Consider the following 13,249-nt stretch of genomic DNA (forward strand, 5'->3'; position numbering starts at 1 on the left):
AACACCTTTCGGAAAGGAAAGCATGCAATTTTTCTTGAAAAGCCATATAATACTAGAAGGAAGCAGCAAGTGTATGCTGTTTTGAACTATAATTTTTAAAAAGGGTGACAGATAAATGGAATTAGCAGATATTCGCAACGAATTAGAGAAGATAAATGTAACACTAGAAAACTTTAGGGGGTCTCTTTGACTTAGATAACAAAGAGGCACGAATTGCTCATTTGGAAGATGAAATGCTGCATCCTGACTTCTGGAATGACCAGCAGGCGGCACAGACAGTTATCTCTGAAAGCAATGGTTTAAAAGACCAGGTTAATGAATTTTATAAGCTGACAGAAACATTTGAAAACCTGGAACTTACTTATGAATTGGTTAAAGAAGAAGATGACGCTGAATTGCGCAGTGAATTGGAAGAAGAACTGGTTGATTTAGTGAGTAGCTTAAGCCAGTTTGAGCTGAATTTGCTGTTAAGTGAGCCTTATGATAAAAACAATGCTATTTTAGAGCTGCACCCAGGTGCAGGCGGAACAGAATCACAAGACTGGGGCAGTATGCTTTTGCGCATGTACACACGCTGGGCAGAGAAAAGAGGCTTCAAAGTGGAAACTTTGGATTATCTGCCAGGTGATGAAGCTGGGATTAAAAGTGTAACGTTAGCGATTAAAGGTCATAATGCTTTCGGTTATTTAAAAGCAGAAAAAGGTGTACACAGACTTGTCCGCATCTCGCCATTTGACTCATCTGGACGCCGCCATACGAGCTTCGTATCTTGTGAAGTTATGCCAGAATTCAATGATGAGATTGAAATTGAAATCCGTACAGAGGATTTGAAGGTTGATACGTACCGAGCAAGCGGTGCTGGTGGACAGCATATTAATACAACAGACTCCGCTGTTCGTATTACACATATCCCGACAGGAGTAGTCGTGTCTTGTCAAACAGAGCGCTCTCAGATTAAAAACAGGGAGACTGCTATGAAAATGCTAAAAGCAAAGCTATACCAGAAAAAGATCGAAGAACAGGAAGAGAAGCTTGCAGAAATTCGCGGCGAGCAAAAGGATATCGGTTGGGGCAGCCAAATTCGTTCCTACGTATTCCATCCATACTCTCTTGTCAAAGATCACCGTACAAACACAGAAGTAGGTAACACACAATCCGTTATGGACGGAGACATCGACCTCTTCATAAATGCATACTTGCGTTCAAAGCTAAGCATTGCAGAATAACATTTACGCCATCACAACAAGTGATGGCGTTTTTTGTGTTTAAGAATACTCGCAATAGGTAATTAATTATGAAGTGATTATTTAATTTTGGTAAAGTTTTGCCAAGTATGCATTTGGGCAAGGAATTGTAACGTATAATTTTTTTAAGTCATTATGTTGGTAAGGAGGGCATGAAGTTGCCGTGAAAATATTCCAAATTCTTAATTAATTTACTTTTTAAGGGAAAAATGAAACTTTTTGCTGTAAATTTCGTTTATAGGTATATTAATGGAATTATTTAGAGATTCTTATAGTAATTGGTTATTTTAAGAAAAGAGGTTATGAAATGAAAGAGGCTGTATTAACGATTGCTGTTCCTTGTTATAACGAAGAGGAAGTATTCGAGCATACATATTTTCAACTAAAAAAGGTACTTACTTCCCTAATTTCCGAAGGTCTTGTAAGTTCCAAGAGCCAATTGCTCTTCATCGATGATGGGAGCAAGGATTCCACATGGGAAAAAATCGAGAGTGCGACACATTTTGATAAGCTTGTAAGCGGGTTAAAATTGTCGCGAAACTTCGGTCACCAGCGGGCATTGCTTGCAGGGCTTGAGGAAGCTGTTCAATTTTCTGATTGCGTTATTAGCATTGACGCAGATTTGCAGGATGATACTAGTGTGATTAGAGAATTTGTGCTGAAGTACTTGAGCGGCTGTGAAATTGTGTATGGTGTGAGAAGCAAAAGGGAAACAGATACCTTTTTCAAACGAAGTACAGCACAAGGCTTTTACCGCCTGATGGAGAAAATGGGATTATCGCTAGTATATAACCATGCCGATTATCGTCTGTTAAGCAAAAGGGCGCTGATAGAGATGCTTAAGTTCAAGGAATCTAATCTGTTTTTAAGAGGGGTAGTTCCCTTGCTTGGTTTTAAGACGGCGAAGGTATACTATGAGCGCAAAGCCCGAGAGGCTGGAGAATCAAAATACCCAATTGCAAAAATGCTTGCATTTGCTTTAGACGGTATCACATCCTTCAGTGTTAAACCGATTCGCTTTATCACTTTAATAGGTTTTTTATCGTCTATTATCAGCATAATGGCAGGAGGCTATGTGCTTGTGCAAAAAATCATCGGTGAAACAGAATCTGGATGGGCGTCCTTAATGATTTCTCTATGGCTGATTGGTGGCCTTTTATTGATGAGCATTGGTCTCATAGGGGAGTATATCGGAAAAATTTACGAGGAAGTTAAACAGCGTCCACGTTATATCATCGAGGATAATTTGTGCAGAAACAAACAAGCTAATGCTGTTAAATCGAAGGTGCATGTGTAATGCTGCGCTCTTCTTTCATACGGTTTTTGCTCGTTGGGCTGATTAACACAGCAGTTGGGCTATCGATTATGTATGCCTGTCTGCTGCTGTTCCATTTCAGCTATTGGAGCTCAACCTTTATCGGCAACTTAGTAGGTGCAGCTGTAAGCTATATGCTTAATAAAAATCTTACCTTTCAAAGTAATGCTAGATTCGTAGGAAGCAGTATTCGGTTTGCTATTGTTATACTGGCATCCTATTTCATTTCCTATAAGCTAGGATTGGTGCTAGTGGAGGAAACCGTTGGTAAATCACCGCTGCTTGTGGAATATGTAGAAGTGATAGCGGTCCTTTTTGGAAGCGGAATGTACACGATTTTAAATTATTTTGGGCAGAAGTATCTTGTGTTTTCACCTAAATATCAACAAGTTCCTGGGAGTGTTAAATGATTAACGTAACAGAAAAAAGTAAGCAGGAAAAAATCTTCCTAGCAGTGGCATTATTAATTGTTTTTTTATGGGTATTACCCTATTTTATCCTGAACGGACAGGCGCATATGCGTATGCATGATAATCTTGATTCTAATCTCGGCTGGTATGAAGTCCTGAAAAACAGCGGCAATATGTTTGCTCCTGTCAATACACCAATGGAGCAGATAATGAACGGTGAGTTTTCTCGGGATACGTACTATTCCGAATACTATGGGATGGTATTTCTTTTCAACATATTGCCGCCTGTAGTCGCATATGGATTGAGTCAGGCGATTACCCGTTTTTTTGCCTTTTTAGGAATGTATCTTCTCCTGAAAAAACATGTATTTAAAAATTCAAATCCATACTTAATTACAATCGGTGCAGCGTTGACTTTCGCACTAACGCCTTACTGGCCATCAGGTATGCTGAGCATACTCGGAATGCCGTTAGCATTATGGAGCTTCCTTAATATTAGGAAGGGCGAGCGCAATTGGAAGAACTATTTAGTGCTGACACTTCTGCCGGTTTTCTCCACCTTTGTAATCGGCTTTTTTTACTTTCTAACATTTGTCGGTTTACTATGGTTGTACGATCTCTTTAAAACGAAGAAATGGAATTTCGTTTTCTTATTATCCATCGTATATATGCTAGCAATCTATTTAGTTATTGATTATCGATTAGTTATCTCTATGATAGCACCTGCTTCTAGTGAGTTAACAAACAGAGATGTCTTTTATCAGTCCAAGCTTGATATATTCCAGACATTGCGTCTTCTTGTAAAGAACTATGTGATTAGCCATAATCAAGACAGGACCATCTCCCAATTCATTATTATGCCGCTCACTATTCTTTGTTTAATATGGGTGCTTATGAAAAAGCAGGCGAAAGACAACCGGTTATTCCTTTTCTTGCATATACTAAACCTCGTCCTATCTACTTGGTATGCATTTTGGTTTTTTGAAGGATGGCAGCCGCTGAAGGAGCGTGTCAGCCTTTTGACAAGCTTTAACTTCGGGCGATTCCATTACTTGCGGCCAATGATTATTTATGTGCTTTTTGCTTTGTCACTGAAAATGATTTGGGACAAAGGTGGGCGCTTAAAATATGTAGTGTATGCATTAATTGCTGCACAGCTGTTTGTATTAATACCTAACAATGAAGAAATCAAATATAAAAATCAGCCAAGCTATGCACAATATTTTGCGGAAGATGAGTTTAAAGAAATAAAGGAATACATAAACAAGCCATTGGACTCTTTCAGAGTTGTAAGTATAGGGATGCACCCTAATGTTGCCCAGTACAATGGCTTTTATACCCTTGATTCATATAGCAATATTTATCCATTAAGCTATAAAGAAGAATTCAGGAAAATCATTGAGCCTGAGCTTAACAAGAATAAGGCGCTAAGGGAATATTATGATTACTGGGGCGGACGCTGTTACATATTTGTTGACGAGCTCGGTAAAAAGTATCAGTTTTCTAAGCATTCTAAAAAAAGTATTAAGAATTTAAGCTTAAATACAAATCAGCTGCAAAAAATGGGCGGTCAATATATCTTATCAGCACTGCCAATTGAAAATGCAAAAGATAATAATTTAACGTTTGAGAAATCATTTGAAACAAAAACAGGCTATTGGAAGATATATCTTTATGAAGTGAATGGATAAGCATCCATTCACTTTTTTAGTATAAATAGTTGATCGCAAAAATATATATATTTCTGGAGGTGTTTATGGAGATATTAACGGCTATTATCATGGGTATAGTAGAAGGATTGACGGAGTTCGCTCCTGTATCGTCAACAGGTCATTTAATTTTAGCAGGTCATCTGTTGGACTTTACAGGCAGCAGTGCTAAAACCTTTGAAATTATTATTCAGCTTGGCAGCATTCTTGCCGTGATTTTTGTATTTTGGAAAAGGATTTTAAGCATATTAGGATTGAAGAGGTTTCAGGACTCTGAAAGTATAGGAACGCTCAGCTTTTTTCACATAGCAGTCGGCATTATTCCCTTCGGTGTTGGTGGTGTGCTGCTTTATGATTTCATTAAAGATGTACTTTTTCGTCCAGCGACAGTGGTTATTACCTTAATTATTGGAGGGTTGCTGATGCTGGCAGCTGAAAAGTTCAAGCCAACTGCAACGGCGAAAACACTCGATCAAGTTACATACAGACAAGCATTGACTGTTGGTTTTTTTCAATGCTTTGCATTAGTGCCGGGTTTTTCCCGTTCTGGAGCAACCCTTTCAGGCGGATTGCTTGCTGGAATGAATCATAAAACAGCCTCAGAATTTACATTTATTATGGCAGTTCCTATTATGTTTGCCGCATCAGCAAAGGATTTGCTTGAAAGCTGGAACAGTTTAGGAGTACAGGACATTCCCGTATTTGCAGCAGGCTTTGTGACAGCATTTATGGTCGCGCTGATTGCTATTAAATTCTTCCTGCGCTTAATTAATAAAATTAGATTGGTGCCTTTTGCTTTTTATCGTTTTGGACTGGCCATTGTATTTTGGATTTTTATTTTATAAGGTTACTAGTTTTAAAAAGCTATCCTAGCAAAACAAGGATAGCTTTTTTTACTTCTCGCAGCCTTTACAAGCAACCTTTTTATCCCTTTACCACGCTAATTAGTCACCATTTACACCCCTGTGTTTGAATGATATACTCTCTGCTTGGGAAAACCTATAGAGAGCATTTTTCATAGAATTTACATACTGCTAATGCTCGCTGAAATTTACCATAAAAAAGAATTTATCATTCGAAGAGGTGTCGCATTTTGCGGGAATATATTTATGTATTAATCGGGTCTGCTATTGTAGCATTATCATTTAACTTGTTTTTATTGCCTAATAATATAGCTTCAGGCGGTGTCAGCGGCATAAGCACCATCACTGCCAGCTTGTTTCATTGGGAGCCGGCTTTTGTACAATGGGCATTTAATATCCCTTTGTTTATTGCAGGAGTGATTTTGCTTGGAAAAAACTTTGGGATAAAAACACTTGTCGGCACTTTGTTTTTACCATTTGTCGTTTTTTTGTCAAAAGACATGGAGCCTTGGACAACCCAGCCACTGCTTGCTGCATTATATGGCGGTATCGGAATCGGCCTTGGAATTGGAATTGTTTTTAAAGGTAAAGCATCAACAGGCGGGACAGACCTTGCTGCGCAAATTATCACTAAATATACCGGTATGTCATTAGGGAAAAGTGTTGCCTTAATCGATGGAGTAATTGTCATCACAGCTGCGGCTGTATTTAGTATTGAACAAGGTTTATATGCATTGCTTGCTCTGTTTGTTACAAGCAAAACGATTGATATTGTTCAAGTTGGATTCGGAAGCAGCAAAATGGCGTTGATTATAACAGACAAGCAAGAGGAAGTAAGAGAAGGAATTTTGACAAAAATCGACAGAGGCGTCACAAAGCTTACTGCTCACGGAGGATACACTGATTTTGAGCGTCCTATATTAATGTGTGTCGTTGATCAAGCTCAATTCACTAAGTTGAAGCTTCTTGTTCAAACAATCGATCCTTCTGCATTCGTTATTGTCATGGATGCATCTGAGGTGCATGGAAGAGGATTCAGCGCGAAAAAAGCATAAGAAGCAACCGCCCATTTTTTGAAAAGGGCGGTTTTTTTATTAATTATGTTGAGCTTCTGTAAGATTTGTAACAGAAGCTAAAAATGTAACCGTTTTATAAATAATGTCGAAGTGTAATGAATGGAAATTATTATGAAAATAATTCCATAAAACGTAATTATTTTTAGGTATATAAGCCTAATTTAATGAAAAAAATAAAAAAAAAAGGGGAATATGGTCGAATTGTAGTACTATTATAATAGTAAATAAAGGTAAGACAAGATAATAATAGTACTTTTTGCGATGTTTGAAAAGAAAATGTAATAATTTTATCCGTTAAATTACTGTCCTATAATGTTATAATAATGTAAGTAATTAGAAGGAAAGCTTTTATTTTTAAAAAAGCTGTCTCTTTCCGTCGGTTTGTAAATGTCGAATTTTGGTGGTTAACGGAAGTCAGAAAAGTTCTGGATGTATAGCATAAATATAAATAGCAATTCGCAGATGTGATTCGTCTACCATGTTTGCCTTAGACGCATTGCACTTTTCTCATGTTCTTACAAATAAAATTCAGGTGTGATAATAGATGATTGAAATGAAAAATGTAATAAAGAAATATGCCAATGGCGTTATTGCAGCCAATGGGATAGATGTAAAAATAGCTCAAGGTGAGTTTGTATATGTAGTTGGACCGAGTGGTGCCGGAAAATCAACATTCATTAAAATGATGCATCGCGAGGAAAAACCGACACAAGGAACAATCTTGATAAACGGTGTAAACTTAGCAAAATTGAAAAACAGCAAGGTTCCTTTGCTGCGAAGAAATATGGGAGTCGTCTTTCAGGACTTTAAGCTTTTGCCGACATTGACTGTATTTGAAAATGTGGCATTTGCATTGGAAGTAATTGAAGAAAACCCTAAATCAATTAAAAAACGTGTGATGGACACTTTAGGACTAGTAGGGTTGAAGCATAAAGCAAGAATGCTGCCTACTGAACTATCAGGCGGAGAGCAGCAGCGTGTATCCATTGCCCGCTCGATTGTAAACTCCCCAAAGCTTGTCATTGCCGATGAGCCAACTGGGAATCTTGACCCTGAAACCTCTTGGGAAATCATGAATATTTTTGAGGAAATCAACAATCGGGGAACTACCGTTGTGATGGCTACCCACAATAAGGAAATTGTTAATACGATTAGACATCGTGTAATCGCCATCGAAGGTGGAAGAATTGTTCGTGACGAGCAGAGAGGTGATTACGGATATGAAGGCTAGAACAGTAAAAAGACATGCTAGAGAAAGTTTTAAAAGTTTATGGAGAAACGGATGGATGACATTCGCTTCGATAAGTTCTGTGGCGATAACGCTAATTTTGGTTGGTGTGTTTTTCGTCATTATGATGAATTTGAACGAGGTTGCCACAACAATAGAAGAGAACGTGGAAATTCGTGTTCATATTGATCAGACAGCTTCAAAAGATGATCAGGCTGCCTTAGAGGATAAGATTAAGGGCATATCAGATGTCGACAGCGTAACATTCTCTACGAAACAGCAGGAATTAGACAACTTGATTGAAAGCTTCGGTGACGATGGGGATGCTTATGAGCTGTTTCAGCAGGATAACCCATTAAGTGATGTGTTTGTTGTTAAAACAAAAAATCCAAATGACACAAAAAAAGTCGCACAGCAAATTGAGAAGTTTGAAAATGCGGCAACTGTAAAATACGGACAAGGTACGGTCGACAGGCTGTTCAAGGTCATTAATGTCAGCAGGAACGTCGGGATTGTCCTAATTGCAGGGCTTCTGTTTACAGCAATGTTCCTAATCTCCAACACAATTAAAATCACCATTGTTGCCAGACGTAAAGAGATAGAAATTATGAGACTTGTCGGTGCAACTAACTGGTTCATCCGCTGGCCGTTCTTCTTGGAAGGTATGTGGCTTGGCGTCATTGGTTCGATTATTCCAATCGGCATTGTATCGGTCATTTATTATTATGCATATGAATACTTGAATCCGAGATTGGCAGGCAACTACATCCAAATACTTGATTATACGCCATTTGTTTATCAAGTGGGAGCATTGCTATTGCTAATGGGTGCATTGATCGGTATATGGGGAAGTGTCATGAGTATTCGCAAATTCTTGAAGGTGTAAGGTGAAAACAGGAAGAAGTAGTCCCTTCTTCCTGTGAAACACAATATACTGCTACTTAATAGCCTGGATAAAAGGCCAGGCTATTAAATTGGCGTTATTTTCAATGGTATAGTACTAAAATACTAGTTTACAAGTAGTTAAACCTACGTATCTATTTTTTTAGAGGGGAAGGCATGAGAGCTTGAAAAATACAATAGTTAAATGGACAGTCGTTACTACTTTAGGCATTGGTGGTATTGTTGCTCAAGGACCTTTTTCTACGGCAAATGCAGCAAGCGTAAGCGATCTTAACAAGCAAAAAGAGGAGATCGAAAGCAAGCAGCAAGATGTAGAAAGTGAAAAGAACAACAAAAACGAAGAACTAGACAGTATACATGATGAACAGGCATCGGTTGAAGAAGAGCTGGAGAGATTAAACACAGCGATTTCTACTACACAAGTTAACATTATTGAGAAAAAAGAACAGATTGAAACAACAAAAGATGATGTGGCAAAGCTGGAGAAACAAATTAAAGCAACACAAAAAAGAATTGATGAAAGAAATGAAGTGCTGAAAGACAGAGCAAGAGCTATGCAGGAAACTGGCGGTGCAGTCAGCTACATGGATGTGCTTATGGGCGCTCAAAGCATCAGTGATTTAATTGACCGTGTCGGTGCTGTGGCAACAATTGTGGAAGCAGACCGCGCTATCTTAAAGGAGCAGGAAGCAGATAAAAAGCTTCTGGAAGATTCAAAGGCTGAGTTAAAAGAAAAACTAAGCTCACTGGAAACAATGCTAAGTGAGTTGGAAGACATGAAGGCAGATTTGGATTCCAAAAAGAAAGAAAAAGATAAAGTGATGGCACAGCTTGAAGAGGAAGAGGGTCATGTCCATGCAGAAATGCTTTCACTTGAAGAAGAAGAAGCAATCTTGGCAGACCAAAAGGTAGCAATGGAAAAAGCAATTGAGCTGGAAAAACAGCGTCAAGCGGAAGCTGCAAGAAAAGCAGAGGAAGAAAGAAAGAAACAAGAAGCTGCAGAAGCGGCGGCAGCAGCAGAAGCAGCAGCTGCTAAAGCAAAGGCAGCACAGTCGAGCAGCTCAAGTTCTAAATCTAGCTCAAGCTCTAGTTCTAGTTCAAAATCAAGCTCAAGCTCAAGCTCAAGCAGTTCAAGTTCATCTTCTGCAGCATCAACACCTGGTGTATCTTCAGGAAACTGGACAAAACCAGCTAATGGAGTGCTTACTTCTGGCTTAGGTCAACGCTGGGGAACTTTCCATGCGGGAATTGACTTAGCAGCAACAGGTGATAATGTTGCAATTGTTGCAGCAGCAGACGGTGTTGTTATTCGTTCTTACACATCAAGCAGTTATGGTGAAGCGATATTTGTTGCACACTCTATTAATGGCCAACAGTACACAACTGTTTATGCTCATATGAAATCAGGAAGCAGAAAAGTTAGTGCAGGTCAGGTTGTCTCAAAAGGCCAGCGTATCGGTACAATGGGTAATACTGGTGATTCCCAAGGACAGCATTTGCATTTTGAATTGCATAAAGGCGAATGGAATGCAGCTAAATCCAACGCAATCAACCCGATTGGTATTGTTCCAATCTAATAGATTAAAAAAGCTTGTCCACAATATGGACAAGCTTTTTTGTTTTTCCATAAGCGGTCGTAAGGATGTATCCAGATATTACTATGCTATAATAAAGATATGAGTTTTTTAAAGAGGAGCAATGAAAATGAGCGGCAATGATAATAAAGATAATGAAGAGTTGAACCCAATAAGCGGTGCTGGTGCAATCCTTGATGAGGAGACATTATTTATTGTTTCCCAAACATTTAAAGCTTTATCAGATCCGACAAGAATTAAGATTCTCCATCTATTGTCAGAAAAGCAGCATTCTGTTAATGAAATAGCAGAAAGACTGCAGATGCTTCAGTCGACAGTTTCTCATCAGCTGCGGTTTTTGAAAAACCTTCGCCTTGTTAAATATCGCAGGGAAGGAACAACGATGATATACTCTTGCGATGATGAGCATGTTATGAGTGTTTTAAAGCAGATGATTGACCATGCAAGACATCATTAATATGGATATAGAACAGCAGCAGCCAGACTCGTTTGGCTGCTGCTGTTCTATACCCATATTGGAAATAACATTGACACTTTCGAGCCTGCTTACATATAATATGAATATATGAGTAATTGTTCATATAATGATTTTCTCGATAATTAAGTGATATTAAATAAATCAATCCTTTTCTGACAGGGAAGAATTTCATTTAAGACAATTAATGAAAGAGGGGAAAACCATGGAGGAAGGAAAACAGCTGCAAAGGAAAGACTTTATATTAGAAGGGCTGGACTGTGCGAATTGTGCCATGAAAATTGAGCGGGGTGTTGCCACGATAGAGGGTGTGAATGAATGCCAAGTCAATTTTGCGACACAGACATTGTCCTTACAGTTCAGTGACGAAGAAGGCCCGATAATCGCAAAAGCGGAAAAGGCAATAAAACGGTTGGAACCGCATGTAAAATTAAAAGAAAAAACAGCGGGGGAAAATCGGCAAACAAACAAGCATGATCATGCTCATCATCAGCATGGTCACAGTCATAGTCACAGCCATGGACATTCACATGACCATGGAAGCAAGAGCATGCAAAGAATGATAACACGGCTTGTAATCGGGACGATAATCGCTCTTTTTGCTTATTTTCTTCCGCTGGATGGTGTTATAAAGCTGTCTGCCTTTGTTGTTGCCTATCTTATTATTGGCGGAGACATTGTATGGCGGGCTTGTACAAATATCGTCCGCGGCCAAGTATTTGATGAGCATTTCTTAATGGCCATTGCCACGATAGGAGCATTTGCAATTCAAGAATATCCAGAGGGCGTTGCTGTCATGCTGTTTTATCAAGTCGGCGAGCTGTTCCAGGGAGCTGCTGTAAACCGTTCACGTAAGTCGATTAGCAGCTTAATGAATATCAGACCAGATTATGCCAATGTGATGAAAGGGGAGACCCTTGAAAAGGTGTCTCCAGAAGAGGTAACAATCGGTGATATTATCGTTATCAAGCCTGGAGAGAAGATACCGCTTGACGGTATTGTCGTTGAGGGTAAATCAAGCGTTGATACTTCGGCATTGACAGGGGAGTCCATGCCAAGAGATGTAGAGCCGGGACATGATATACTCAGCGGCTTCATCAATAAAAATGGAGTGCTCACTGTCAAGGTAACGAAGGAATATAGTCAGTCTACTGTTGCGAAAATTTTGGAACTTGTTCAAAATGCCAGCAGCAGAAAAGCGCCGACAGAAAACTTCATCACGAAATTTGCTCGTTACTATACACCGGTTGTGGTAATCATTGCAGCATTATTAGCTGTAGTGCCTCCTCTATTTTTGGAGGGTGCTGTATTTTCTGATTGGCTGTATCGTGCCTTGATTTTCTTAGTTATCTCTTGTCCATGTGCGCTCGTTGTTTCTATTCCTCTTGGCTTTTTCGGCGGAATAGGTGCTGCATCTAAAGCGGGAATTCTTGTAAAAGGCAGCAACTATTTGGAGGCCTTGAATGATGTTAAGTATGCGGTGTTTGATAAGACAGGTACCCTTACGAAGGGAGTATTTGAAGTAGTGTCTGTGCATCCTGCTAACGGTTATTCAGACCAAGATGTTCTGCGGAATGCGGCAAGTGCAGAGATTCATTCTAACCATCCGATTGCCGAATCAATCAGAAAGGCTTATGGGGGCGCAGTTTCAGAAGCAGATGTAAATGATTATGAGGAAATCCCAGGCTACGGAATCATTGCAGCTGTTAATGGTTTAAAAGTATTAGCTGGTAACTACAAGCTGATGGTGAAGGAAGGAATTGATTTCGAGTTAAGAGAAGAGATTGGAACAATTGTCTATGTAGCAGCAAATAAGGAGTTTATTGGCTCACTTGTCATATCCGACCAATTGAAGGAGGATGCCAAGCAGGCTATTGCAGCATTGAAGCAAGCTGGCATTAAAAAAACGGTTATGCTTACAGGGGATGCTGCTGCGGTGGGCGCAAGTGTTGCTAAGTCTCTAAATATAGACGTTGTGCATGCAGAGCTCCTTCCACAGGATAAGGTAGAAGAGATAGAAAAACTGGATAAAAGAAAATCGCCAAAAGAGAAGATCTTATTTGTAGGAGACGGGATTAACGATACACCTGTATTAGCGCGGGCAGATGTAGGCATGGCGATGGGCGGCTTAGGTTCAGATGCAGCCATTGAAGCAGCTGATATAGTCATTATGACAGATGAACCTTCAAAAATTGCCTCTGCCATTTCCATTGCTAAAAAAACGCGCAAGATTGTTTGGCAAAATATTGTGTTTGCGTTAGGAGTTAAAGCGCTGTTCCTTTTGCTTGGGGCCTTTGGAGTTGCTACAATGTGGGAAGCGGTGTTTTCAGATGTTGGAGTTACCTTAATTGCTGTGCTGAATGCAATGAGAGTCTTATCTATAAAAAATCTTCCATGAAATTAGTCAGCCACTGTCTTTTAGACAGTGGCT

At 39.3% G+C, this 13,249-nt stretch carries 11 protein-coding genes; all 11 read left to right on the plus strand.

Annotation, left to right across the window (positions count from 1 at the left end; all coding sequences use genetic code 11):
• Positions 1–115 precede the first annotated feature (115 nt).
• The 11 genes from prfB (at position 116) to LXM54_RS24530 (ending at position 13,216) form a co-directional block, all read left to right on the plus strand.
• Positions 116–1,226, plus strand: a protein-coding gene (prfB, locus tag LXM54_RS24480) for a peptide chain release factor 2 (RefSeq protein WP_233318444.1) whose coding sequence is annotated in 2 segments (ribosomal slippage) — positions 116–187 and positions 189–1,226 — 1,110 coding nt in all. Because the reading frame shifts where the segments join, the coding sequence is not laid out codon by codon here.
• A 325-nt stretch (positions 1,227–1,551) separates the two neighbouring features.
• Entirely contained in the window at positions 1,552–2,541 is a 990-nt protein-coding gene (locus LXM54_RS24485) for a glycosyltransferase family 2 protein (protein WP_233318453.1), read from the plus strand.
• Complete coding sequence (locus LXM54_RS24490) at positions 2,541–2,969, plus strand: GtrA family protein (RefSeq protein WP_233318455.1); 429 nt, start codon at positions 2,541–2,543, stop codon at positions 2,967–2,969. Before LXM54_RS24485 ends, LXM54_RS24490 begins: the two co-directional genes overlap by 1 nt.
• On the plus strand, positions 2,966–4,660 hold the full coding sequence (locus tag LXM54_RS24495; protein ID WP_233318465.1) for a DUF6044 family protein: 1,695 nt from the start codon (positions 2,966–2,968) through the stop codon (positions 4,658–4,660). Before LXM54_RS24490 ends, LXM54_RS24495 begins: the two co-directional genes overlap by 4 nt.
• A gap of 65 nt (positions 4,661–4,725) precedes the next feature.
• Positions 4,726–5,523: an undecaprenyl-diphosphate phosphatase gene (gene bacA / locus LXM54_RS24500; RefSeq protein WP_233318467.1), complete on the plus strand. Its 798-nt coding sequence runs from the start codon at positions 4,726–4,728 to the stop codon at positions 5,521–5,523.
• Between the two features lie 248 nt (positions 5,524–5,771).
• Complete coding sequence (locus LXM54_RS24505; RefSeq protein ID WP_245399891.1) at positions 5,772–6,596, plus strand: YitT family protein; 825 nt, start codon at positions 5,772–5,774, stop codon at positions 6,594–6,596.
• Between the two features lie 565 nt (positions 6,597–7,161).
• Positions 7,162–7,848 (plus strand): cell division ATP-binding protein FtsE, encoded by a 687-nt coding sequence (gene ftsE / locus LXM54_RS24510; protein ID WP_233318469.1) that lies wholly within the window; start codon positions 7,162–7,164, stop codon positions 7,846–7,848.
• The gene (gene ftsX, locus LXM54_RS24515; protein WP_233318546.1) at positions 7,838–8,731 is read left to right on the plus strand and encodes a permease-like cell division protein FtsX; all 894 of its coding nucleotides are present in this window, start codon (positions 7,838–7,840) and stop codon (positions 8,729–8,731) included. Before ftsE ends, ftsX begins: the two co-directional genes overlap by 11 nt.
• 181 nt (positions 8,732–8,912) lie before the next feature.
• On the plus strand, positions 8,913–10,325 hold the full coding sequence (locus LXM54_RS24520) for a murein hydrolase activator EnvC family protein (protein WP_233318471.1): 1,413 nt from the start codon (positions 8,913–8,915) through the stop codon (positions 10,323–10,325).
• A 127-nt stretch (positions 10,326–10,452) separates the two neighbouring features.
• Positions 10,453–10,800, plus strand: a complete 348-nt coding sequence (locus tag LXM54_RS24525) for an ArsR/SmtB family transcription factor (RefSeq protein WP_396953779.1) — start codon at positions 10,453–10,455, stop codon at positions 10,798–10,800.
• A 223-nt stretch (positions 10,801–11,023) separates the two neighbouring features.
• Positions 11,024–13,216 (plus strand): heavy metal translocating P-type ATPase, encoded by a 2,193-nt coding sequence (locus LXM54_RS24530; RefSeq protein WP_233318474.1) that lies wholly within the window; start codon positions 11,024–11,026, stop codon positions 13,214–13,216.
• The last annotated feature ends 33 nt before the right edge of the window (positions 13,217–13,249 follow it).

Source organism: Bacillus sp. Au-Bac7 (assembly GCF_021341655.1).
In the GTDB taxonomy this organism is placed as follows: Bacteria; Bacillota; Bacilli; order Bacillales; family Cytobacillaceae; genus Niallia.